We start from the raw sequence: 24,158 nt of genomic DNA, 5'->3' as shown, positions 1-24,158 counted from the left end.
CTCCGCAACCAAAAACTCGATAACGATATTGTTGACGATTTTGCTGTTCACCTTCACACTCATGAAATGACCGATGCAGCTGATGAACTGGCCCGCAGGGGGCCGAGCGGGACCGAAATTGCGGACTGGATACGCGCCCAGATCCGGAACAGCCGCCTTGTCCCGGGCCAACGGCTGGTAGAGGTGGACATCATCAGGCAGACCGGGGGCAGCCGCTTCAAGGTCCGCGAAGCCTTTCAGCGGCTCGCCGCAGAAGGCCTCGTCGATATAGAGGAATATCGCGGCGCTTCCGTTCGCGAAGCCTCAATGGAAGAAGTGCGCCAGCTTTATCGCGCGCGCGCCGCTCTTGAAGGCCTATGCGCGGCGGATTTCACGCTTCATGCAAGCGAAGCGGACAAGCAGAAATTGCAGGAAATCGAACAGGAGATGGAAAATTGCGTCGATAGCGGCGCGTCGGAGCGGTTCGGACAGTTGAACCACACGTGGCACACTCTGCTGATGAGAGGTGCCAGCAACAATGTGATCGAGGGGCTGGTCAAGCGGTTGAATACTCCGGTCCATCACCTCCTGTTCGAAACCTTTTACAGGAGCGACCGCTTGCGAGAAGCGATCGCAGACCATCGTGCGATCCTCGATGCAGTCATGTGCGGCGATGCGCCCGGCGCGGAGGCCGCCATGCGCCGCCATGTGGAGAACGGGCACAGGTTCCTCTCTGAACTCGACCGGGCGATGCATTATCGGGAATAGGCGGACACTATCCGCCGCTGAACAGGCTGGGCAGACAACCAGGCAGCAGGGCTACACACGGATCTTCCAGCCCCCACGCCCGATGACCGGCCCTTTCATTCCCTCCTTCCATGCCGCCTGAATGCCGGTGTGATTCACCTGCCCCCCTCTCAAGCACCTCCCCAGGTGGAACGATTTGCCGCCTCGCGTTATTGGACCCAGCATGTTGCACGCCGCAATCAGTGTAAGAAGCCTGCTTGTCGCCATCCTCCTGATGATGACCGGGGCGGGCTATCTGGCGACACTGATCACCTTGCGGTTGCAGGATTCCGGCGCCGGCGCGCTGATGATCGCACTGGTCACGACCGCCTATTTCGGCGGGCTCACCATCGGTTCGCTGCGGGCGCCGCGGATCATCAACCGGGTCGGGCATATCCGGGCCTTTTCCGCCTTCGTGTCGCTCTTTTCCGCCACGGCGCTGATATATACCCTGGTGGATGAACCTGTTTTCTGGGTCCTGCTACGTTTCATTGACGGGCTCAGCGTCGCCGCCGTTTTCATCTGCCTGGAAAGCTGGCTTAACGAACGGGCGGAAGACCGGACGCGTGGCACGGTTCTGTCCGCCTACATGATCGCGCTCTATCTGGGCCAGGCAGCGGGCCAGCAATTGCTGAACCTCTCGCCCGGGGCCCCGGCCCTGCCTTTCCTGATCGCCTCGATTCCGATTTCGCTGGCGGTCATCCCTATCGCGCTTACCCGTCTGACAGGCCCCACCGTGCAGGAACACCTGCCGATCTCGCTAAGACGGCTCTATCATGTCTCGCCGCTGGGATCGGTCGGTGCCGTCGCCAGCGGGGTGATGCTCGGCTCCTTCTACGGGCTGGGCGCCGCATATGGCCGCCGACTTGGCATGTCGGTCAGCGATACGGCCGCATTCATGAGCGTAGTGATCGTGGGCGGCGTGGCGCTGCAATGGCCGCTGGGCCTGCTGTCGGACCGTTTCGATCGGCGCCGGGTGATCGTGGCCACGGCGGCCGGCTGCGTTGTTGCCACGCTGCTTCTCGGCTTCTTCACTGAACATGCCATCGTCTATCCGATCGGCGCGCTGTTCGGGGGGCTGAGCTTCGCGCTCTACCCCCTGTCGGTTGCTCATACGAATGACCATCTGGATGCCGCCGGACGCCTTTCCGCAAGCGGCGGGCTTATTCTCATCTATTCCGTCGGTGCCGCATGCGGGCCATTGGTGGCCGGGGTTGCGATGGAGGCGGTGGGACCGGGCGGACTGTTCCTGTGGCTGGCCGTCTGCAGCCTGGGCGTCCTGGGTTTCGCCTTGTGGAGGCAGATCACCAGCGAGCCGGTTCCGGCCGACCAGCAGCAATCCTATCAGATCCTTCCCCGCACGACACCGGCCACGGCGAAGCTGGATGTTGCCGCCGCAGCGGAACAACTGGACGAGGCAGGCAGCGACCCGGCCTGACCGGGCCGCCGCCCCACCCTGCCCGGTCAGAACCGGGCGCGCGCCCCGAAGGTGTAGTAACGCCCGATCGTGTCAAAATAGACCGGGTTCGTCGGGAACTGGAATTCCGGCACGATCGGCGGATCCTTGTCGAGCAGATTGTTGATCCTGAAGAACAGTTCGAAGCCATTGCCGTTTTCCCAGTCCGGGCCGATCTTCATCGTGCCGAACAGGTTGAGGTAGAAGCGGCTGGGCACGCTGTTGTCGTTGATGCTGTTCGGCAATGTCGGATCATATCCTGGATCGCTCGGATCGCTGTAAAGCGCATCCAGAACCCCGCTATCGATATACCGGCCCTGCAACGTCGCGGTGAAGCGCGGATTGACGAAGGTCAGGAAGCCATTGGCGCTCCATTTCGGGGCGGAGATGCTGCCGGCAATGCCGGTCTGCCCGGCCCGGTCGATCTCCTGCCCGAAGGCAACTGTCGTCAGTTCGTCAGTATAGGTGGCAAGGCCGCGCAGCAGCAGCTGGTTCTCACCGCCAAGCTCGAAGCGATAATCGGCTTCAAAATCTATCCCGCTGGTGCGCAATTCTTCCAGATTGAGCGAAACACTGCGGATTTCGGTGATATCCTCTCCCGCAGCGATCGATCCGTCATTGATCAGATCGCAGGCGGCCTGGCGCCCGCCGTAACATTCGTTGATGATGTTCTGGAACCCGCCCGGCGGCGTGCCGATATAGTCCTTCACCTTGATGTCGTAATAATCGACCGAGAGGCGGAATCCGTCGAGGAAACCGCTAGGCTGCAGGATCATCCCCACACCCCATGTATCCGCCTTTTCCGGATCGATGAACGGGCTGCCGCCATTCCGCAGATCCGGATTTTCAGTCTGGCCGGGATTGAAGGGATTGGCCACAGTGGTGAAGGAGCTGGCGGAGGACAGGAACAATTCGGCGAAGTTGGGCGCGCGAATATCGCGGGACCGGCTGACGCGGAAACGCAGCCAGTCGGTCGGTTCCCAATTGGCGCTCAGTTTCCAGGCGGTCGCGTCGAAGGAATTTTCCACCTGCGTGCGCAGATAACTGCCGAAACCCGTGACCTTGTAATGGGTTTGCCGGATCGCACCATTGACCGTCAGCGCCTGGGCGAAGGGCTGGTCCGACAGAAGCGGCACCTCCACTTCGGCATAGCCTTCCACCACTTCGGTCTTGCCGTTGTAGTCGGCGCCGAAATTCTGGAAATAGGCATAGAGGTTGGAAAGATCGTCATGCACGACATCGATCTTGTCCACGCGATATTCAGCGCCGAATGCCAGGCCCACCGGGCCGCCGGGAGCATCGAACAGATCGCCGGCGAGATTGGCCGCAAGGACATGCTGCTCCAGCTTGATGTCCTCGATCAGCGTACCGTAGATGTAATCCTTGGCGGCGGGATCGTAATTATTCTCGCCAAACAGATTGACCGGCACGCATCCCTGCGCGGCGGCGACCAGCGCGGGATCGTCGCTCAGCAAAGCGCGACAGGTGGGCTGGCCGGTGGACGGATCCACGACAGCATCGGCCGCGAAATAGAAATAGGCGTTGCTCTGCGCGATCGTGGCAGGGTTGCTGACCGGATATATCGCGGCGCCGACAACAAGGTTGTCCTCCACCCTCTGGAGGCGGTCGGTCCGGCTATATTGGTAGTAACCATCCCAATTCCAGTTCGAACCGAGCTTGCCCTCTATCCCCGCCGAAGCGCGATAGGTATCCGCCGCGGATGTGCTGTATCCCCGGCCGAAATCGTCAAACATGCGGGCGAGAGAGAATGCCGGTGCGCCCGGCCTTACCAGCGTATCGGGCCCGGCGGGCTGCGCCTGCTGCCCCGCCGGCAAGGTGGCGCGCACTTCCGCTGGAATGAACGGATTATCCGCATAGATCGGGATGCCGAGGCTGAAGAACGATGTCTGCAGCAACTGGCCATCGACATGGCCATAAGTGCCTTCCACAAACACGGTCACATCGTCCGCAATCTCGTAATCGGCAAAGGCGTTGACTGAATAGCGTTCCACCGGGACGGTGATATTCGCGTTGATATAGGCCGGTAGGATATCACCGCCCCGCTGGAACAGGGCAAAGGCGGGATTGCCAACCTCGAACGGTTGCGGATTACCATCACTGTCAAAGGTGATGCCGCCCGTCCCCAACAATGATCCCACGCCATTCGGATCGGTCGGTCCGGCATAGACAACGCCGGCATTGTTGAAGCGCAGGCCGGCATTGTCATTGCTGCGGACATAGTTCGGCAGACCATTACCCGTGCCGTGGAACAGGTTGGTCACCACGGCACCCGGCGTGCACCAATCGCGGGTGAAGCAATTGCCGATGCCGTTCTGGTCGGACCATTCGCCGCCAATCACGAAATGCCCGCGATCGCCGATCGAAGTGCCGAAAGCGGCAGCCGCATGATAACGATCGCCGTCGCCCTCCTCCGAAACGCCGTAATCGGCCTGAACCTTCAACCCTTCCAGGTTCTTGTCGAGGATCACATTGACCACGCCGGTAATCGCGTCGGAGCCATAGGCCGCCGATGCGCCGCCGGTGACGATTTCGGTCCGGTCTATCAGGATCGAGGGGATGAAATTGAGATCGACCGACCCTTCGCGTGTACTGGGCGCGAAACGGCGGCCATCGACAAGGATCAGGTTCCGCGTCACGCCAAGACCGCGCAGGTTCACGATACGCGCGCCGACATTGAAACTGCCGAAACCCTGGGTCTGGGGCCCGGTACTGTCACGGAAGCTGGGTAGTTCAGTGATCGCTTCCGCAATATTGGTGACGCCACGCCGGGCCAGATCGTCCCCGCCCAGCGTCGTGACCGGCGAAGGGGCATCGAAAGTGGTGCGCTGAAGCCGGGAGCCCGTGACCACTATGGGTTCATTGCCGGCCCCCTGACCGCCATCGCTGCCGCCATCCTGCGCATGGGCAGGCAGGGCCGACAAAGCAGCAAGCGCGCTTCCTGCGAGAAAGAATGCCCTGCTTCCAGTTATTTGACGAGCGTTCATGCTAATCCCCCTTCCATAGCCTGCCGCACAAGGCGCACGGGGGATTGGAAGAGCGACAAACTCTTGGACTGGATTTTGCCCACAATCCGGCAAACGCGGAAACCCTGTTCCGTCGTGTCAGACATCCTCACCCCGTCAGTGCCTTAGAGCACTTGTAATGTTGCTAGTTGCTCATTTGACTTCGTCAAAGTCAAGGCGGAAAAGGAGGTCGGTCCACGAAATCTGGATTTCCTCCATATCCTGCTGTTTTACAGGGACTTAAATTCCATCTTAAAATGCAATTCCGCAGATGCAGGGAAATTATTGTCACGGATCAGCAATGCGGCGGCAAAACAGTGATTGACCTTATCAATCCCGTTGACTGTGTCCGAGAGCAGCTTCTTCCCGAACGGAGAGCGCGCAGGGCGTTTGCATGATTCCCTCCGGATGCGGGATCGACGCGCCGGGAAGCGCTGGCTATCACGCCCGCGAAAGGGACTTTGCGCCATATGACCGAAACGGATTTCATCGTGGTGGGGGCCGGTAGCGCCGGATGCGTCCTCGCCTCACGGCTCAGCAATGCGAACAGCACCAGCGTCACGCTGCTGGAGGCCGGCGGATCGGACCGGAATCTGCTCGTCGACATGCCGCTTGCCTGGATGCAGGTCGCAGCATCGCCGCGTTTTGGCTGGGGCGACATGAGCGAGCCCGATCCCAATCTCGACGGCAGGCAACAACCGCTACCCCGCGGCAAGATGCTGGGCGGGTGCAGTTCGATCAACGGCACGATGTATATTCGCGGTGCAGCCGCCGATTATGACGCCTGGGCCGAAGCCGGCCTGAAGGGGTGGAGCTATTCCGATGTGCTGCCCTATTTCAAACGGGCGGAAAGCAATTGGCGCGGCGCAGGCCCCGAACATGGCGGATCCGGCCCGCTCAGCGTCACACCCATGAAGACGCATCCTGAACTGTTCCCGGCATTTCTGAACACGGCGAAAAGGCTGGGCTACAAGGCGAGCGAGGATTTCAACGTGGCGGAGCCGGAAGACTTCGGCATTCCCGATTGCACGATCCGCGCGGGAAAACGGCACAGCACATCCCGCGCCTATCTCGATCAGGTGGCGGATAAAAGAAATCTGCATATCGAACAGAACGCACAGGTCCGCCGGATCCTGTTTGAAGGAAAGCGCGCTGTGGGCGTGGAATTCGAACAGGGCGAGCAGGTCCGCCAGCTGCGCGCCCGGCGGGAGGTGATTGTCTGCGCCGGTGCATTCAATTCGCCGCAATTGCTGATGCTGTCGGGTATTGGCCCGGCAGCGCATCTCGGGGAGATGGGCGTGGATCCGGTGATCGACCTGCCTGGCGTCGGCCAGAACCTGCAGGATCACCCGATCGCCCTCACCTTCTGGGAAGCAGCGCAGGCAAACACCTTCGATGCGCAATTGCGGCTCGACCGGCTGGCCATGAACGTAATCCGCTGGAAATTGCTGGGCACCGGCACGCCGGCACAGAGCCCGCTTTCCATCCAGGGATTCCTGCGGTCCGATGAAAAGCAGGATCGGCCCGATATCCAGTTCCAGGTGAGCCACGTATCCTATGAAGCCCGCATCTGGTTCCCCGGCTGGCGCAAGGGCGCGGGGCACCAGATTTCTTCCGGCACTATCCTCCTCAACCCGGCCAGCAGGGGCGAGGTGAGGCTGAAAAGCTCCGACCCGAAAGAGCGGTCTTCGATCCAGCTCAATTTCATGTCAGCAGAAAGCGACCGGCAAACCCTGCGCGAAACAATCCGCTTCCAGCGCAAATTCTTCGCCACCGCTCCAGCCAGCAACTTCGTGGGCAAGGAACTGGCGCCGGGTGCCGGAGCCGACAGCGATGATGCCATTGACGGCTGGCTGCGCGCCACACTGATGAGCGCGGGTCACCCGACTTCCACCTGCGCCATGGGCACGGGGGACGAGGCCGTGCTCGATGCGGAGCTGAAGGTTCGCGGCGTCGAAAACCTGCGCGTGGTCGATGCATCCGCCATGCCGAATGTCATTCGCGGCAACACCAATGCCCCCGTCATCATGATGGCCGAAAAGGCAGCCGATCTGTTGCTGGGACGCGCCCTTCCCTGACCTTGCCAGCTTTTCGTTAGGGCACATGAGTTCTCTCTGATAACCTTCACGAAGATCTGAGGCTTCGGAGTATTCCCCATGCAAGCTGAAGAAGCGCGCAATCGCCGGATCGCCAGCGAACGCGATTTCCACAATGACCGGTTCAGCGAGGAAGTGCGCGACGCGCAGGGCAAATATTATGCAAGCATCAAACACGGTTCCCGGTTGTTTTCCGATCGGGTGGCGGAGCGTGTTCGAGGCGCCGATGCGCTGGAATATGGATGCGGCGCAGCCATTCAGGGCCCTCATCTCGCCAGGATCGCGCGCACCCTGACAGGGATCGACATTTCCGACGTCGCCATTGCCGATGCCAAGGCGGCCGCAGCAAGTGCCGGATTGGCCAATACGACCTATTGCACGATGAATGCGGAAGACATGACCTTCGCGGACAACTCATTCGATTTTGTTTTCGGGCGGGGCATCATTCATCACCTCGACCTCGAAAGCTCTTTCGCCAGTATCGCACGCGTCCTGCGGCCGGGTGGAACCGCACTGTTCTGGGAACCGCTAGGCCACAACCCGGTGCTCAATCGCTATCGCGACAAGACGCCCGAAGCACGCACGCCTGACGAACACCCGTTGTTGCGCTCCGATTTCGACCTGGCGGAAAACTATTTCGAAATTGCCGAACTGCGCTTCTATGGTCTCACGACCATCCTTTCCGTACCCGTCCGCGATACACCGCTTGGCGATGCCGTGCTGAAGTTGACCTCGGTAATTGACGAAGCCTTGTTCAAGTCTCCCTTGCGCTGGTTTGCCTGGTACACGCTAATGGAATTCCACAAGCCAGCAGCAAGCCTCAACTGATCCTTCCGGCGCCCGATTTGATGGTTTCGCTTCCCGGTCCGCTTGGCTAAGCCATCGGCCGAAAACCAAGTTCAAGGGGATGTCAGTTGAGTATTCTGGAAGGACGCGTTGCCGTCGTCACTGGTGCGAGTTCGGGCATCGGGGAAGCTTGCGCACTGGTCTTTGTCGAAAAGGGGGCGAAAGTCGTGCTTGCCGCCCGCCGGGCCGACCGGTTGGCAAAGCTGGTTGAAAAGATCGAGGGTATGGGCGGCGAAGCTCTGGCCGTTGCCACCGACGTGACGGACGAGGCAGCAGTCCAGAACCTGTTCGATTCCGCCATGGAACGGTTCGGATCGGTCGACGTGCTGATCAACAATGCCGGTATTGCGGACAGCACCCCGGTGGACGAAATGGAGCTGGATCTGTGGCACAAGGTCATTGAAACCAACCTGACTTCCGCCTTCCTGTGCAGCCGTGCGGCATTCCGCGTGATGAAGGGCCAGGGCCGTGGCCGCATCATCAATATCGGCTCGATATCCGCACGCGTTCCGCGCCAGGACAGTCCCGCCTATGCGGCCAGCAAATGGGGCCTGGACGGGCTGACCCGTTCGCTGGCAATCGACGGGCGGGAACATAATATCGCGGCATCCATCTTTCATCCGGGCATCGTCGCGACCGAGATCGCACCGGGCGCCGTCAAACTGCCGGACGATCTCACCGCCGACCCGATGGATATCGCAGCCGTCATCGTCCACATGGCCGATATTCCGGATCATCTGAACTTTTATGAAGGGATGGTCGTCCAGAACAAGATACCCTTCCTTGGCCGCGGATAGGGCAGCCAAGTTGGCTGGCGATCTCGCCTGTTACAACATTGCCGACCTGCGCGAACGGGCCCGCCGGAGATTGCCAAAAGGCATCTGGGAATATCTTGAACGCGGGGTGGAGGACGAGACGGGAATGGCGCGCAATCGCGCGTCATTCGACGCCATTACCTTTCGTCCGCGCATTTTACGCAATGTTGAGAAAGTCGATCCCGACACCAGCATTTTCGGCCGGGAAACACCTCTGCCAATGGCGCTTGCTCCGACCGGGGCGGCAGGGCTGCTGTGGTATCGCGGCGATCTCGCATTGGCTCGTGCCGCCGCGAAGGCCGGCCTGCCCTTCACGATTTCCAGCGCCAGCACGATGGATCTGGAAGATATCGCGAAGGCCGGGGGGCGTTTGTGGTTCCAGCTTTACATGTGGGAAGACCGATCGCTGTCTCACGCTGTGGTCGACCGGGCATGGGCCGCAGGTTGCGAAGCATTATTCGTAACGCTGGACATGGCCGTGCCGCCCAACCGCGAATATATCCACCGTAGCGGCTTCGGCACGCCGTTCCGGCTTAACGCGCGCAATACGCTGGACGTGCTGGCGCATCCGCGCTGGCTCGCCGGGACGATGGGCCGCTATGCGCTGGATGGCGGCGTGCCTAGCCAGGCGAACCTGCCTGATCGGCTCCGATCAAGGATCACCAAAGGCGCCCCGCCCGGCGCCCTGTTCAAGCAAGACAATCTCGACTGGGACGGCATTGCCGAATTGCGCAGCCGCTGGCCCGGAAAGCTGGTGTTGAAGGGAATGCTGCATCCCGCCGATGCGGAACGGGCGCTGGCCATCGGCGCAGACGGCATCGTGGTTTCAAACCACGGCGCACGGGCGCTGGATTCCTCCGTCGCCGCTATCGATGCCCTGCCCGATATCGTCTCTGCAGTGGGCGGGAAAATGACCATCTTCCTCGACAGCGGAATCCGGCGCGGGAGTGACATTGTCAAAGCGGTGGAACGGGGCGCCGATGCCGTACTTGTGGGGCGGGCCCCGCTATATGGACTGTCCGCTGCGGGCGAAGCGGGCGTTCTCCGCGCGCTGGATCTGCTGGGGAGCGAAACGCGGCGCAGCATGGCTCTGTTGGGAGCACGGAACATCGATGAACTGCGCACTCTCGATCTGATGTGAGAGCACGCCCCTATCGCCGGTACAAACAAAAACGGCGAGGCAATGCCCCGCCGTTTCGTTAATCGGTGATACCGTAAAAAAGCTTACGGGCTGACCGGATCTTCGTCGCTGTCCGAAGCGATCACGCCGATCGTGCCGCCGGCAATCAGCAGCGCAACGATGATCGCGAACGGGCCGATGCCTTCCGCGTCAGCAACCGGCGAACCGGAACGCGCGCTGTCAACAGCCGGAGCGGCGACTGCAGCAGTGGAGCCGAACACGGCGCCAGCCGCAGCGAGGCCAACAAGTGCTTTACGAATAATCATTTAGCTACCCTTCCGTTACCTTGCCTATTCAAATATCACGGCATTTGAACACGTCAACCCGTGCTCCCAGCCTTTTAACACCTTGCGATCCCGGCCTGTTGGGCCACGTTCCACAAGGCAAATGACTACCCGTGATACGCTTCCCGTCTTTTTTCTCCGGCAATGCGATAGACGGAACCGCGTTACCGTTCCCTTAAGCTTATGGATGGCTTAACAGCCCGACCGATGACTCGTTCCGCATTAATGGTATTTGCCCTCGCTTCTGCGACATTTTCGCAACAGGCGCTGGCTCAAAGCCCGCAGGAAATTACGGCAATAGACGCCTTGCGCACGCAGGATGTCCGACTCGCGGCGATCGCCGACCAGATGCTGTCTGCGAATGATGCGCTCTGCCGCGATCATATGCCGATCACAGGCATGATACTGCACAGCCGCGACCAGTATGGCGGGGCGGATACCGGCAATGCCTTCGCGGGGGGCGATCTCGCCGTTTCCACCACAGTGCCGGGTTCCCCCGCTGCCGAAGTCCTGCGGGACAATGATGCCATCATCGCGATCGGCTCCGAACTGGTGGCCGATCTGGAACCCGAAGAAGATGCCCCGCTGCGCGATGCGGGGTTCGATGCGCTTGCCCGCCAGCCGGCCGATGCCCCGGTCAACCTGCGGATCGCCCGCGACGGGGAGACGATGCAGATATCGGTGCCTGGCAGTTCAGGGTGCCGCGCCCTGGTGGAAATCCGGGCACGAAACAATCTCGCCGCCCGATCCAACGGCCGCGTCATCCAGGTGAATTACGGCCTGGCGGAAGACGCAGATGACGAACAGCTGGCCATCATATTCGCGCATGAAATGGCGCATCTGGTGCTTGAACATCGTCGCCGCCTGTCCAGCGCCGGTGTCGACAAAGGCTTTTTCGGCGAATTCGGACGGAACCAGAAATATAACCGTCAGGTGGAAGTCGAGGCGGACCGCATGTCCGTTCACCTGCTGGCGAATGCCGGATATGATCCGGCGATCGCGCCTGCATTCTGGCGTTCCGAGCTCGGGGGCCGCCTTGGCGGTGGCTTGCTGAAAATCAGCGCCACTTACCCGCCCCCGGAATCGCGGGCGCAGATAATGGAACGCGAGATCGCCGATTATCTGGGCGCCGGAGCCGCGCCGAGCTGGCCCGGCCACATGCTCCCCCGGCGGGACGAGGAATTCTAGCCGGCGCTTTCGGGTGCTTCGCTGATATCGATGAAGTGCCTGTCGTAATAAGTCAGCGGGGCAGCGTTCTTGCTGTGCTTCGCCGCCAGCAATTCGCCGATGAAGATCGTATGCGTGCCGAATTCATGGCGGTGCACGCAGCGGCAGACGAAGCTCGATTGTGCACTGGCGAGGACCGGCACGCCGTGAACTTCCTCCCAGTCACCGACGCCGAAACGCCCTTCCCCGCGCTCTCTGGTGAACTGATCGGCCACATCGCGATTGGCCATTCCCAGCACATTCACGGCGAACTGGTCGGTACAGTTCATCGGTTCATGCAGCGAAGCCGACTGGTTGATGCACACCAGCAGGGACGGAGGATCGAAGCTGAGCGAGTTCACGGCTGTTGCCAGAATGCCGTGTCGTTCCCCTGCATGGCCCGTCGTTACCGCATAGACGGTGGCCGCGACATGGCGCATCGCCTCCCGGTAGGCTTCCAGCAGGTCTTCGTAATTCGTCTGAGTGGGTTCGGTCATGCCTCTTCCATGCTGTTCACCAGCCTGCTTCGCAAGGATGATCTCTGAATCAAGTTGTTATCCAACGAACCCTTTCTTGATCACATTATAATGTGATACCAGCGAATGCGTGCAGACATCCACTATTGATCGAGTCCGCGAACTGATTGCGAGCGGAAGAATGAGCCGGGCCGGGCTGGCCCGTGCGGCCGGCCTCCATGCCAATACGCTGCGGGATTGCGCCGATCCGGGCTGGAACCCGACGGCGGAGACGCTTGGCAAGCTGGCGCGGTTCCTGGCTGAGAATAACGATCAGCGCGTTCTGGTGCCGATCGAGGAAATCATCGACGAAGCCCGAAACGGCCGCATGTTCATCCTCGTGGACGATGAAGATCGTGAGAATGAAGGCGATCTGGTGATCCCGGCCCAGATGGCGACGCCGGACGCGATCAATTTCATGGCCACTTACGGCCGTGGCCTGATCTGCCTTGCCTTGACCGGGGAGCGGGTGAAGACGCTTGGCCTGCCGCCGATGAGCCGCAAGAACCGCACACGGCACGAAACCGCCTTCACCATTTCCATCGAAGCCCGCGAAGGCGTTACCACCGGAATCAGCGCGGCGGACCGGGCGCGTACGATTTCCGTGGCCGTCGATTCCTCCAAATCGGCGGACGATATCGTGACGCCCGGCCATGTATTCCCCCTTGTCGCCCGTGAAGGCGGGGTTCTGGTCCGCGCCGGCCATACGGAAGCATCGGTCGATATCTCCCGCCTTGCCGGCCTGAATCCCTCCGGCGTGATCTGCGAGATCATGAACGAGGACGGGACGATGGCCCGCCTGCCCGACCTGGTGCGCTTCGGCAGGATGCATGGGCTGAAGATCGGCACGATCCGCGACCTGATCGCCTATCGCCGCCGCCACGATCATCTGGTCGAACGCCGAAGCGAAGCCCGTTTTACCAGCCGCTGGGGCGGTGAATGGACCGCCATCAGCTTCTGGAACAAGGCAACAAAGGCCGAGACAATGGCGCTGGTGAAGGGTCAGATCGATCCGGCGAGCCCAACCCTCGTGCGGATGCACGCCCTGTCATTCTTCGAGGATGTGTTCGCGCAGGCGAGTGAGCGCAACGGCTTGCTTGAACGGGCGATGCGGGCAATTGGAGAGGAAGGTTCGGGCGTCGTCGTGCTGATCAGCCACCCCGCTGCAGACTATGCCAGCAATGCGATACGCCGGCTTGATACACCGCCACCCGGCGAGCATAGCGCGAGCGCGAATGAGCAGCGCGATTATGGCGTGGGCGCCCAGATCCTGGCTGAACTGGGCGTACGCGACATGGTTCTGCTGACCAATACAAGCCATTCGCTTGTCGGACTTGAAGGCTACGGCCTCTCGATCCTGGGCGAACGCCCGATTACTCAGGAGGATTAATGGCCCGTTTTCTCATCGTGGAAGCCCGCTTCTACGACCATTTGAACGACATGCTGATTGCCGGCGCACGTGCTGCGCTGGAGGCAAAGGGGCATTCGGTAAGTGTGCTGACCGTACCCGGCGCGCTGGAGATCCCCGGTGCGATTTCAGCCGCCAGCGAAAGTGGCATGTATGACGGATTCGTCGCCATCGGCGTGGTAATCCGCGGAGAAACCTACCATTTCGAGATCGTGGCCGGCGAAAGTGCACGCGGAATCATGGCGCTGACCATGGACGGTTTCGCCATCGGCAATGGTATTCTCACTACCGAAAATGAAGAGCAGGCCATCGTCCGGGCCGATCCTGCACAGGCGAACAAGGGCGCCGGTGCCGCCGAAGCGGCGATGGCGCTGCTGGCGATTCAGGAGAAATATGCATGAGCGCCCACCCCTCCATCTCCGGCCTGCCACTGGTCCTTGGCGGCAATGTCTTCGGCTTTACCGCAGACGAAGATACCAGCTTCGCGATCCTCGATCGCTTTTATGAAGCAGGCGGGCGCATGGTCGATACGGCGCAAGGCTATTCCGACTGGGTGCCGGGCCATGTCGGCGGCGAGAGCGAGACGGTGATCGGCAAGTGGCTGGCCGCGCGTGGTGTGCGGGCGGATATGCGCATCGCGACCAAGACAGGGATGCACGCCAATCCCGGCGATCTGGACCCGGTGAAAGTATCGGACGAGCTACACAAATCGCTGGAACGGCTGCAGACCGACTATGTCGATCTCTATTATGCCCATCGGGACGACAAGGTTACGCCGCTGGAGGAAGTCGCCACCGGTTTCGATGCCCTGGTCAAGACCGGGCTGGTCCGCGAACTGGGCGCATCCAATTATGATGCCGGGCGGCTGGCGGCGATCCACACGATCGCACATTCCAGTGGGATGACACCGTTCACCGTCCTGCAGAACGAATATAATGTCGTGGTGCGCGACAGCTATGGCCCGACCTTGCAACGGCTCTGCACCGGGCGCGATATTGCCATGCTTCCATGGTTCGGACTGGCTGGCGGTTTCCTTACCGGCAAGTATCGCACGCGCGATGACCTGGCCAGGCACAATCGCGGTTCCAGCGTGGAACGCTTTTTCGAACAGGGGCTGAAAGTGCTGCCGGTGCTGGATGCGATCGTGGAGGAAACCGGCGCCAGCATGGCGGCGATCTCGCTCGCCTGGCTGATGCGTCAGCCCGGAATTGCCGCCCCCATCGCCAGTGCCAGCAAGCCGGAACAGCTCGATGTCCAGTTCGAAGCGCTGAAGCTGGAACTGACGGAAGATCAGCTGGCCCGGATCACCGAAGCCGGAAAATAGAAAGAGGCCGGGCGAGGCGGCAATGCCCCCTCGCCCCAATTCGCCGGATCAGCCGGCGAGGCGGCCGAAACAGCCCTTGCCGGCATAGAGCGCACTGTCGCCCAGTTCTTCCTCGATACGGATCAGCTGGTTGTATTTGGCCAGCCGGTCCGAACGGGCGAGCGAGCCGGTCTTGATCTGACCGCAATTGGTGGCCACCGCGAGGTCGGCAATCGTCGCGTCCTCGGTTTCGCCCGAGCGATGGCTCATCACGCTGGTATAGCCGGCGCGGTGCGCAACTTCGACAGCCTGCAGCGTTTCGCTGAGCGAGCCGATCTGGTTGACCTTCACCAGCAGGGAGTTGGCCAAGCCCTGTTCGATCCCCATTTCCAGGCGGCGCGGATTGGTGACGAACAGATCGTCCCCCACTAGCTGGACCTTGTTGCCGATCAGATCGGTCAGCGCCTTCCAGCCTTCGAAATCATCTTCCGCCATGCCGTCTTCGATCGAACGGATCGGATAGGCATCGCACAATTCAGCGAGATAGGCGGCCATTTCCTGCGGGCTGAGCGACAGCCCCTCTCCCGCCATGTCGTAACGGCCATCGGCGAAGAATTCGGTGGAGGCACAGTCCAGCGCAAGCGCCACATCCTCGCCCGGCTTGAACCCGGCCTTGGCGATGGATTCCATGATGAAATCCAGCGCATCGCGAGTGCTGGCAAGGCTCGGCGCGAAGCCGCCTTCATCACCCACGGCAGTGGACAGCCCCTTGTCGGACAGCCCCTTCTTCAAGGTGTGGAAGATTTCCGATCCCCAACGGACGCCTTCGGCAATGCTCTCCGCGCCGACCGGCATGATCATGAATTCCTGGAAATCGATCGGGTTATCCGCATGTTCGCCGCCATTGATGATGTTCATCATAGGAACGGGAAGGACATGGGCGGACACACCGCCAATATAGGCATAGAGCGGCAGGCCCCGCGCATTGGCCGCCGCCTTGGCCGCAGCCATGCTGACGCCCAGTATCGCATTGGCGCCCAGCCGGCCCTTGTTCTCCGTCCCGTCCAGGGCGATCATCGCCAGGTCCAGTTCGCGCTGGTCTTCCGCATCAAGGCCCAGCAGGGTTTCGGCGATTTCCCCGTTCACGAAATCAACCGCCTTGAGCACGCCCTTGCCCAGATAGCGGGACTTGTCGCCATCGCGCAGTTCCACCGCCTCATGCGCGCCGGTGGAAGCGCCAGAGGGAACGGCGGCGCGGCCGAAGCTGCCGTCTTCCAGCAGAATGTCCACTTCCACGGTCGGATTACCGCGGCTGTCGAGGATTTGCCGTCCGTGAATATCGATGATCGCGGTCATGCTGCGCTCCTGTTCAGGCAGGTGTTGTAATCGGGTAAGACACTACCCATGTCCAAGGGAAGCCGCCTGTTATGCGGCGGAACCAACTGACGCAAGTCGCGTTCGATTCTCGAAGTTGGCGGGTGCAATATTGGAACATTTGGTTGTAATATGCCGCCTGCAAAACGCCGAAAGGGGAAATCATGGCCGAAACAACAGCAAAGACCACCGCCCCCGGGAAAGATACCGCGAACAAGCCCGCCGGGGGCGATGCCAAGGCCGAGGCGAAGAGCCATTTCAACGCCGCGATCGAGGAAGCAAAAGCCGCCGCCACCGCGCTGACCGAAGACGCCAAGGGCCGTGCCAATACCTATCGTGACCAGGCGAAAGCCAAGGGCGAAGACTGGACCGGCGAAGCGAAGGTGAAGGCTGGTGAACTTGCCAGGGAAGGCAAGGCGAAGGCCAGCAGCGCGCTTTCCAGCCTGGGCAAGATCGTGTCCGAGAATGCCGGTTCGATCGATGAGAAATTCGGCTCAAAATATGGCGACTATGCCCGCAACGCTTCCAGGTCGATCCAGTCCACCGCGGACAAGCTCGACAGCAAGAGCGTGGAGGAACTTGGGGAGGACGCGCGGCAATTCGTGCGCGAAAAACCTGCCACGGCGGTGGGTATCGCGGCGCTGGCCGGTTTCCTGATCGCCCGCATTTTCCGCAAGTAAGGCCTTGTCTGCCGGAAAGGCTGAGGACGGCCTCGACCTGCCCGAAGATGGCCCCATGTCAGCGGACGAGAAGGCGGCCCACGCCGATCGTTCGCTGCTGGAGGATGTCGAGGCGCTCGTCGAAGACGGCCGTACCTATCTTGAAGCCGAACTCAATTTCCAGAAAACCCGCGCTGCCTTTGCCGCGGATCGCGCCAAGAAGATCGCCGCCCTGGGAATCGGGGCGGCGATTGTGGTGTTCCTTGCCCTGATCGGGCTGACAGTCGGGCTGATCATCGCCTTCATGCCGATGCTGACTCCCTGGGGAGCCACTGCGCTGATCGTCGGACTTTGGCTTCTCGCCGCATTTCTTATGCTGCGAAAGGCGGCCTCCCATTGGGAGGAACTGATGAGCGCCTTCGACAATGGCGAAGGGGAGGACGAATAGTGAGGAGCATTGACGAGCAGCTCGCCGAAGATCGTGCGCTGCGCGATTCCGCATTGCGCCTTTTCAAATCCGACCTTCAATTCGTGAAAGCCGATGCACAGGCACGCAATGTCGGTTTGCGCCTGGCCGATCGTCTGGGCGAAGGATCGGCGGACATGGTCGATGATGCGCTTGCCTATGCCGATGCACATCGCGGCAAGGTGGGCCTGGGGCTGTTGCTGGCCGGCGCCTTTTTCGCCCGTAACAGGCTGATCGACGCCGTGTTCGCCCTGCTTTCGGAAAATGCCGGGGAGAACGCTGGTGAGCGTGGCGATCCCGCCGCGGAACCCGAAGCGCCAGCCGTTAGTTCCGAAGAACAAAGCCAATTCTAGCGGAGATATCCACATGAGCGAGGCGAAACGCCAGGAAATCAAGGAAAAGATCGACGCCGCCGAGGCCCGGAACCAGAACCGGTACGAAGCGACTTTCCTTGAGCGCGCCGGCGAGAGAGCAATCGAGACCAAGGACAAGTTCACCGCCTTTGCGAAGGAACATCCGGTCACGGTGATTGCTGGCGGTCTTGCCGCTGGCGTCCTGGTAAGCGCGCTGTTCCGGCGCTCACCCACGCGCAAGCTGGCAAGAAAGGGCTTCTCCGAAGCATCCGGGCTCGCTGCTATCGGCGCTGAAATAGCCCTCGCCTATGCGCAGCAGGCCATGAGCACGGCCGATGAAGCGCGCAGGGTCGGGGCCGACAAGCTTGGCGATCTGGGCGATACGATCGGCGACAAGGCCCGCCGGATGAAGCGCGACGCGGCCTATATGGCGGAAGAAGCCGGGGACAATGCCCGCATGGCCAAGCGCAACACCAGGAAAGCCATCGCCCGCGCCATCCGCAACCGCCTACATTAAGCTTCGCACTTGCGGCACGGCCGCAATTCCTTAAGGGATCTCGTGAAATCAAATTTTCGCGAGAAAGGGCATTCGCAATGGGCAAACAACTCCTGCACCTGGTTATGGGCGGACGTGTGACCGATCCTCAGGGGCTAGAGTTCCAGGATTTGTCCGATATCGATATCGTGGGCGTATTCCCCGACTATGCCTCTGCTGAAGAGGCGTGGCGGAGCTATGCGCAACGCACTGTGGACGATGCGGAAATGAAATATGTGATCGTCCACCTGCACCGGCTGCTCGAACCTGAACTGCCGGGCGATTGAATACGGCCGGGGCCGATGGTCCCGTGACAGAACTGGATATGAAAAACGCCGGGCATTGACCCGGCGTTTTTGCGTCAGATGAATTCTACCTTGTCGACAAGGTAGAAGCGTTCCCCGGAAGGAACGATGACTTCAACCTCATCACCCACCTGCTTGCCGATCAAGGCACGGCCGAGCGGGGAATCATAGGAGATGCGGCCTATCTTGGCATCGCTCTCCGCCTGGCCCACGATCTGGTAGCGGGCAGGCTTGTCATTATCGTCGAGCACAGTCACCGTCGCACCGAATACGATGCGGTCCCCGCTCAACGTCGTCGGATCGATAATCTGCGCCCGGCTGACCCGGTCTTCCAGATCGGCAATCTGTGCCTCTACCTGGCCCTGGCGTTCCTTGGCCGCGTGATATTCGGCATTTTCCGAAAGATCGCCATGGGCGCGCGCTTCCTCGATCGCCTCGACGATGCGCGGACGCTCCTCCCTCAAAGCCTGGAGATCTGCGGTAAGCTTTTCATAGCCTTCCGCGAGCATCGGCACTTTTTCCATCGGTAATTCCTGCCTTCAAGGCGTTTCCCGTCAAGGAACTCTGCCCCGTCCGGCGTGGACGGTTCGGCAGCGTTCAATTGTAGGGAGAGCGCGTGTGTTTCAGCTATAATAGTCTTGCAATGAACGCACTTCAAGCTCGCTCGCCCGAACGGACCCTATTGCACATGCGGCGGCCGCGCTGGCAGCGGCCGTAGTGTAATAAGGAACCTTCATTTCGAGCGCCGATGCACGGATGGACTGGCTGTCCTTGTGGCTTTGCCAACCCTCCGTCGTATTGAAGATCAGCGCGATCTTTCCGTCGATGATACTGTCCACGATATGCGGTCGCCCTTCGGCCACCTTGTTCACGCGCGCCACCGGCAATCCGGCATCGGCAAGATATTGCTGCGTGCCGCCCGTGGCGACGATTTCGAAGCCAAGATCGATCAGCTGGCGTACCGGCTCCAGGATATGCGGCTTGTCGCTGTCCTTGACCGAGACAAAGGCGGTGCCACCCTGCTGGGGCAATGCAGAGCCGGCCCCCATCTGGGCCTTGAAGAAAGCGGTCGGGAAATCCTTGTCGATCCCCATGACTTCGCCCGTGCTCTTCATTTCCGGCGTCAGTGCCGGGTCCGACCCGGGGAACCGGCTGAAGGGGAACACCGCCTCCTTCACCGCCATATAATCGATCTCGCGCTTGATCTTCGGCAGATTGGCGAGTTTTTCGCCTGCCATGACCCGGGCGGCGATCTTGGCAATCGGATCGCCAATCGCCTTGGCCACGAAGGGCACGGTGCGGCTGGCGCGCGGATTCACCTCGATCAGATAGACGATGCCATCCTTCACCGCGAACTGGACATTCATCAACCCGCGCACACCCAGCGCCATGGCCAGCGCCTCTGCCTGGCGTTCCATCTCGGCGATGATTTCGGGCGGCAGGCTGTAAGGCGGCAAGGTGCAGGCGCTGTCGCCCGAATGGACGCCGGCTTCTTCGATATGCTGCATGACACCTGCGATCACGACCTGTTCGCCATCGCACAACGCGTCGACATCGCATTCCACGGCATCGCGCAGATACTGGTCGATCAGCACCGGGCTTTCACCCGACACATTCACCGCGGTCGCAATGTAATCATCCAGCTGGGCTTCGGAATCGACGATCTCCATTGCGCGGCCACCCAGAACATAGCTGGGGCGCAGCAGCACGGGATAGCCGATGCGCGCCGCGACGGCCGCGGCTTCATCCCGGCTGCGGGCAATGCCATTGGCCGGCTGTTCCAGATCGAGCCTGGCGACCAGCTTGGCAAAGCGTTCACGGTCTTCCGCCAGGTCGATGGCGTCGGGCGAAGTGCCGAGAATGGGAATGCCCGCATCTTCCAGCGCCTGCGCCAGTTTCAGCGGCGTCTGCCCGCCAAACTGCACGATCACGCCCACCAGTTCCCCGCGCGAATGTTCGACGCGGAGGATTTCCAGCACATCTTCCGCTGTCAGCGGTTCGAAATAGAGGCGGTCGGACGTGTCGTAATCGGTCGAAACCGTTTCCGGATTGCAGTTGACCATGATCGTTTCATATCCGGCTTCAGACAGTGCGAAGCAGGCATGGACACAGCAATAATCGAATTCGATGCCCTGCCCGATCCGGTTCGGCCCGCCGCCAAGAATGACGATCTTCTTCCGGTCGGAGGGCCATGCCTCGTTCTCCGGCTCGCCAAAGGTCGGGGCCTCGTAGGTCGAATACATGTAAGGCGTGATCGCCTCGAACTCGGCCGCGCAGCTATCGATCCGCTTGAAGACGGGCAGCACGCCCAGCTTCTGGCGCAATTCGCGAACCTCGTCCTCGCTCGTGGCGCCGGCCATGGCGCGCAACGTATCGTGCAGCAGCCCCGACCGCTTGGCCTGGGTTTCCGCCAGCCCGCCGGCAACACCCACCGAACGAACGGCGAGCGTGGCCAGCCGGCGGTCCGAAAAGCCCATGCTCTTCAGGCGGCGCAACCCCGCGGCATCGTTGGGAATGCCGTTCTGGCCGATCATCGCCTCTTCGTAGATGATCTCCTCGATATGGCGCAGGAACCAGGGATCGTAATGGGTGATCGCCTGGATTTCCTCCAGCGAGAAGCCTTCGCGGAACGCCTGGCCCACCTTCAGCAGCCGGTCCGGCGTTGCCCGCGATAGCGCGGCAGTAATCACGTCACGGCTGGCGCCTTCCAGTTCCGTCACGCGGTTGAAACCGTCGAGCCCCGTTTCCAGCCCGCGCAGCGCCTTTTGCAGGCTTTCCTTGAAATTGCGGCCGATCGCCATGACTTCGCCGACCGATTTCATCGCGGTCGAAAGCTCCGCCTTGGCGCCCTTGAACTTTTCAAAGGCGAAGCGCGGAATCTTGGTGACGACATAGTCTATCGTCGGTTCGAAGCTGGCGGGGGTAGCGCCGGTAATCTCGTTGGTGATTTCATCCAGCGTATAGCCCACGGCCAGCTTGGCGGCGACGCGCGCAATCGGGAAGCCGGTGGCCTTGGACGCCAATGCAGAACTGCGCGATACGCGCGGGTTCATTTCGATCACGATCAGGCGGCCGTCAGCCGGATTGACGGCGAATTGCACGTTCGATCCGCCGGTTTCGACACCGATCTCACGCAGCACGGCAATACTGGCCGAGCGCATGATCTGATATTCCTTGTCGGTCAGGGTCAGCGCGGGGGCGACAGTAATGGAATCGCCCGTATGGACGCCCATCGGATCGACATTCTCGATGGCGCAGATGATGATGGCATTGTCCGCCTTGTCGCGGACGACCTCCATCTCATACTCTTTCCAGCCGAGCAGGCTTTCCTCGATCAGCACTTCGGTGGTCGGGCTGGCATCGAGGCCGGAGCGGACGATCTGTTCGAACTCGGCCCGGTTATAGGCCACGCCGCCCCCGGTGCCGCCAAGGGTGAAGCTCGGCCGGATGATCGCAGGAAGGCCGGTCCGTTCCAGTACCGCATAGGCCTCGTCCAGAGAATGCGCGGTGCCCGAACGCGCGCTTTCCAGCCCGATCTTGTCCATCGCCTCGCGGAAACGGTTGCGGTTTTCCGCCTTGTCGATCGCATCGGCATCCGCACCGATCATCTGCACGCCGAACTTGTCCAGCGTGCCGTCCTGCTGCAGCGCCAGCGCGCAGTTCAGCGCCGTCTGCCCGCCCATTGTCGGCAGCAGGGCATCGGGCCGTTCCTTGTCGATGATCTTGGCGACGATTTCCGGCGTGATCGGTTCGACATAAGTCGCATCTGCCATGTCCGGATCGGTCATGATCGTGGCAGGGTTGGAATTGACCAGAATGACCCGATAGCCCTCTTCCTTGAGAGCCTTGATTGCCTGGGTACCCGAATAATCGAATTCGCAGGCCTGACCGATGATGATCGGACCTGCGCCGATGACGAGGATGGAGGAGATGTCGGTGCGTTTGGGCATTACTGGCCTTGCTGCTGAGTAGTTGAGGCGGCGATGCCGGGCACCTCTATATCGACATAGCGGTGCATGATCGCGGCATAATCTGTGTCGCCAGGTTCCTGGAAATGCATGAATTCGTAATTCATGCGCAGATCGTAAAGCTGCTGCCCTGCCTGCATTGCGAGATGGGGCAGCACGTAATGGCGGGGCCCGCCAATCGGCTTGTCCGCCAGACCGGGCTGAAATGGCCGCCAGAGGCTCGTGCTCGCCTGTTCGGCGGTGCGTTTGTCAATCGTCACGCCAACATCGCCGCGAAACAGCAGCGCTCCGTCGAAAAGGGGGAGCCGGAAAGCTTCCTGGGCGCTTGCGGAATCCGCAAACAGCACGAGAATCGGAACAGATAGAGAGGCAAGGTGAAGCTTCCGCCTCACCTGAGCATCCCCGCGAACTTCTGGAACAGATAGAAACTGTCCTGCGGGCCGGGGCTCGCTTCGGGGTGATACTGCACGCCGAACGCCTTCTTGCCCTTGATCGCAATGCCGCAATTGGATCCGTCGAACAGCGAGACATGCGTTTCGATCACATTGTCCGGCAGTGTGGCATTATCGACCGCGAAACCGTGGTTCATGCTGGTGATTTCCACCAGCCCTTCACTTTCCGCCCATTCACCGCCCTTGCGCTGCACCGGGTGGTTCGCGCCGCGATGGCCCTGATGCATCTTGGATGTCCTGGCGCCGGCAGCGATAGCCAGCAACTGATGGCCAAGGCAGATCCCGAACAACGGGATATCGCGGTCCAGCAATGCGCGGATCACCGGCACGGCATATTCGCCGGTCGCCGCCGGATCGCCCGGCCCGTTGGACAGGAAAACGCCGTCAGGTTTCAGCGCCAGCACATCTTCCACCGATGTCTTTGCCGGCACCACAGTCACCCGCGCCCCGGCCTTCACCAGATTGCGGAAGATATTATCCTTCGATCCGTAATCGATCGCCACCACATGCGGGCGGTCATCATCCTGGCTGCCCGCATAGCCTGCGCCCAGGCTCCATGGGCCGCCCTGCCATTTTTCCTGCTTTTCGCGGCTGACGCGCTGGGCAAGGTCCATCCCTTCCAGCCCGGGCCAGTCCTGCGCCTTCTGCAGCAGGGCGGGAATATCGAAATTGCCTTCCGGATCGTGCGCGATCACGGCGTTGGGCGCGCCTTGCAGCCGGATGCGGCGCGTAAGGGCCCGCGTGTCCACGCCGGACAGACCGATCTTGCCCTGATCGGCCATCCAGTCGACAAATTCGCGAGTGGCGCGGAAATTGGAATGGTGCGTCACTTCTTCGCGAACGACGCAACCGATCGCGCCTTCCACCTTCGATTCGAAATCTTCCTCATTCGCGCCGACATTGCCGATATGCGGGAAAGTGAAGGTCACGATCTGCGCCGCATAGGACGGGTCAGTCAGCACTTCCTGATAGCCTGTCATCGAGGTGTTGAAGCAGACTTCCCCGACTGCGCTGCCAATTGCGCCAAAGCCCTTGCCCCAGATGACAGTACCGTCGGCAAGAACGAGGACTCCCGTCGCGCCTTTGGGTTGCGCAGACGAAGAGGCGGGGTCGGCCATAGGGGGCGCTCCGTTAACAGGGTTTCGGCGA

Annotated in this window: 23 protein-coding genes; 15 read left to right on the top strand and 8 right to left on the bottom strand. The window is 61.1% G+C overall.

Features of this window, described 5'->3' with window-relative positions; genetic code table 11:
• The first annotated feature begins 66 nt into the window (after positions 1-66).
• Both WYH_RS02185 and WYH_RS02180 read left to right on the top strand, forming a co-directional pair.
• Positions 67-747: a GntR family transcriptional regulator gene (locus tag WYH_RS02185; RefSeq protein WP_053833352.1), complete on the top strand. Its 681-nt coding sequence runs from the start codon at positions 67-69 to the stop codon at positions 745-747.
• A 202-nt stretch (positions 748-949) separates the two neighbouring features.
• Positions 950-2,203 (top strand): MFS transporter, encoded by a 1,254-nt coding sequence (locus WYH_RS02180; RefSeq protein ID WP_046902526.1) that lies wholly within the window; start codon positions 950-952, stop codon positions 2,201-2,203.
• A 26-nt stretch (positions 2,204-2,229) separates the two neighbouring features.
• Here the strand turns inward: WYH_RS02180 and WYH_RS02175 are convergent, their stop codons facing one another.
• Positions 2,230-5,226 (bottom strand): TonB-dependent receptor plug domain-containing protein, encoded by a 2,997-nt coding sequence (locus tag WYH_RS02175; RefSeq protein WP_082347752.1) that lies wholly within the window; start codon positions 5,224-5,226, stop codon positions 2,230-2,232.
• Between the two features lie 488 nt (positions 5,227-5,714).
• On the opposite strand from WYH_RS02175, the gene WYH_RS02165 reads away from it, so the two are divergent.
• The 4 genes from WYH_RS02165 (at position 5,715) to WYH_RS02150 (ending at position 10,142) form a co-directional block, all read left to right on the top strand.
• Positions 5,715-7,322 (top strand): GMC family oxidoreductase, encoded by a 1,608-nt coding sequence (locus WYH_RS02165; RefSeq protein ID WP_053833350.1) that lies wholly within the window; start codon positions 5,715-5,717, stop codon positions 7,320-7,322.
• A 78-nt stretch (positions 7,323-7,400) separates the two neighbouring features.
• A complete protein-coding gene (locus tag WYH_RS02160) occupies positions 7,401-8,168 on the top strand; it encodes a class I SAM-dependent methyltransferase (RefSeq protein ID WP_046902523.1) in 768 nt (255 codons plus the stop codon).
• Between the two features lie 86 nt (positions 8,169-8,254).
• Positions 8,255-8,983, top strand: coding sequence for an SDR family oxidoreductase (locus WYH_RS02155; RefSeq protein WP_046902522.1), 729 nt, complete (start codon positions 8,255-8,257; stop codon positions 8,981-8,983).
• The gene (locus WYH_RS02150; protein ID WP_218917151.1) at positions 8,970-10,142 is read left to right on the top strand and encodes an alpha-hydroxy acid oxidase; all 1,173 of its coding nucleotides are present in this window, start codon (positions 8,970-8,972) and stop codon (positions 10,140-10,142) included. The genes WYH_RS02155 and WYH_RS02150 overlap by 14 nt, the downstream gene beginning before the upstream one ends.
• 83 nt (positions 10,143-10,225) lie before the next feature.
• On the opposite strand, the gene WYH_RS02145 is transcribed toward WYH_RS02150, so the two are convergent.
• Positions 10,226-10,447, bottom strand: coding sequence for a hypothetical protein (locus tag WYH_RS02145; protein ID WP_046902521.1), 222 nt, complete (start codon positions 10,445-10,447; stop codon positions 10,226-10,228).
• A gap of 225 nt (positions 10,448-10,672) precedes the next feature.
• Here WYH_RS02145 and WYH_RS02140 point away from each other — a divergent pair, with 225 nt between their 5' ends.
• On the top strand, positions 10,673-11,653 hold the full coding sequence (locus WYH_RS02140; RefSeq protein ID WP_169780682.1) for a M48 family metalloprotease: 981 nt from the start codon (positions 10,673-10,675) through the stop codon (positions 11,651-11,653).
• On the opposite strand, the gene WYH_RS02135 is transcribed toward WYH_RS02140, so the two are convergent.
• Entirely contained in the window at positions 11,650-12,168 is a 519-nt protein-coding gene (locus WYH_RS02135) for a flavin reductase family protein (protein WP_046902520.1), read from the bottom strand. The genes WYH_RS02140 and WYH_RS02135 overlap by 4 nt on opposite strands.
• A 109-nt stretch (positions 12,169-12,277) precedes the next feature.
• Here WYH_RS02135 and ribB point away from each other — a divergent pair, with 109 nt between their 5' ends.
• Genes ribB through WYH_RS02120 form a run of 3 tightly spaced genes read left to right on the top strand, consistent with a single transcriptional unit; the run spans position 12,278 to position 14,918 of the window.
• A complete protein-coding gene (ribB, locus tag WYH_RS02130) occupies positions 12,278-13,576 on the top strand; it encodes a 3,4-dihydroxy-2-butanone-4-phosphate synthase (RefSeq protein ID WP_046902519.1) in 1,299 nt (432 codons plus the stop codon).
• On the top strand, positions 13,576-13,995 hold the full coding sequence (gene ribH / locus WYH_RS02125; protein WP_046902518.1) for a 6,7-dimethyl-8-ribityllumazine synthase: 420 nt from the start codon (positions 13,576-13,578) through the stop codon (positions 13,993-13,995). Before ribB ends, ribH begins: the two co-directional genes overlap by 1 nt.
• Positions 13,992-14,918, top strand: coding sequence for an aldo/keto reductase (locus tag WYH_RS02120; RefSeq protein ID WP_046902517.1), 927 nt, complete (start codon positions 13,992-13,994; stop codon positions 14,916-14,918). Before ribH ends, WYH_RS02120 begins: the two co-directional genes overlap by 4 nt.
• A gap of 48 nt (positions 14,919-14,966) precedes the next feature.
• On the opposite strand, the gene eno is transcribed toward WYH_RS02120, so the two are convergent.
• The gene (gene eno, locus WYH_RS02115) at positions 14,967-16,253 is read right to left on the bottom strand and encodes a phosphopyruvate hydratase (protein ID WP_046902516.1); all 1,287 of its coding nucleotides are present in this window, start codon (positions 16,251-16,253) and stop codon (positions 14,967-14,969) included.
• 182 nt (positions 16,254-16,435) lie between these two features.
• Between eno and WYH_RS02110 the strand changes: the two genes are divergently transcribed.
• The 5 genes from WYH_RS02110 (at position 16,436) to WYH_RS02090 (ending at position 18,571) form a co-directional block, all read left to right on the top strand.
• Positions 16,436-16,951, top strand: a complete 516-nt coding sequence (locus WYH_RS02110; protein ID WP_046902515.1) for a DUF883 C-terminal domain-containing protein — start codon at positions 16,436-16,438, stop codon at positions 16,949-16,951.
• A 4-nt stretch (positions 16,952-16,955) separates the two neighbouring features.
• Positions 16,956-17,378, top strand: coding sequence for a phage holin family protein (locus tag WYH_RS02105; RefSeq protein WP_053833348.1), 423 nt, complete (start codon positions 16,956-16,958; stop codon positions 17,376-17,378).
• Positions 17,378-17,749, top strand: a complete 372-nt coding sequence (locus WYH_RS02100) for a hypothetical protein (RefSeq protein WP_046902514.1) — start codon at positions 17,378-17,380, stop codon at positions 17,747-17,749. The genes WYH_RS02105 and WYH_RS02100 overlap by 1 nt, the downstream gene beginning before the upstream one ends.
• 13 nt (positions 17,750-17,762) lie before the next feature.
• Positions 17,763-18,266: a hypothetical protein gene (locus WYH_RS02095; RefSeq protein WP_046902513.1), complete on the top strand. Its 504-nt coding sequence runs from the start codon at positions 17,763-17,765 to the stop codon at positions 18,264-18,266.
• A gap of 77 nt (positions 18,267-18,343) precedes the next feature.
• The gene (locus WYH_RS02090; RefSeq protein ID WP_046902512.1) at positions 18,344-18,571 is read left to right on the top strand and encodes a DUF4170 domain-containing protein; all 228 of its coding nucleotides are present in this window, start codon (positions 18,344-18,346) and stop codon (positions 18,569-18,571) included.
• A gap of 74 nt (positions 18,572-18,645) precedes the next feature.
• Here WYH_RS02090 and greA read toward each other — a convergent pair whose 3' ends face one another.
• From greA to carA, 4 genes are all read right to left on the bottom strand, one after another.
• Entirely contained in the window at positions 18,646-19,113 is a 468-nt protein-coding gene (greA, locus tag WYH_RS02085; protein WP_046902511.1) for a transcription elongation factor GreA, read from the bottom strand.
• A 99-nt stretch (positions 19,114-19,212) separates the two neighbouring features.
• Positions 19,213-22,539, bottom strand: coding sequence for a carbamoyl-phosphate synthase large subunit (gene carB, locus WYH_RS02080; protein WP_046902510.1), 3,327 nt, complete (start codon positions 22,537-22,539; stop codon positions 19,213-19,215).
• Positions 22,539-22,949 carry a hypothetical protein gene (locus tag WYH_RS02075; protein ID WP_169780680.1) on the bottom strand — a complete coding sequence of 137 codons (411 nt, stop codon included), beginning with the start codon at positions 22,947-22,949 and terminating at the stop codon, positions 22,539-22,541. Before WYH_RS02075 ends, carB begins: the two co-directional genes overlap by 1 nt.
• Complete coding sequence (gene carA / locus WYH_RS02070) at positions 22,946-24,127, bottom strand: glutamine-hydrolyzing carbamoyl-phosphate synthase small subunit (protein ID WP_046902508.1); 1,182 nt, start codon at positions 24,125-24,127, stop codon at positions 22,946-22,948. The genes WYH_RS02075 and carA overlap by 4 nt, the downstream gene beginning before the upstream one ends.
• Positions 24,128-24,158 lie beyond the last annotated feature (31 nt).

The sequence above is a fragment of the Croceibacterium atlanticum genome (assembly GCF_001008165.2).
Taxonomy (GTDB): Bacteria; Pseudomonadota; Alphaproteobacteria; order Sphingomonadales; family Sphingomonadaceae; genus Croceibacterium_C; species Croceibacterium_C atlanticum.
The sequence above is the reverse complement of the archived record's forward strand: the minus strand, read 5'-3'. Positions and strand labels throughout refer to the sequence as shown.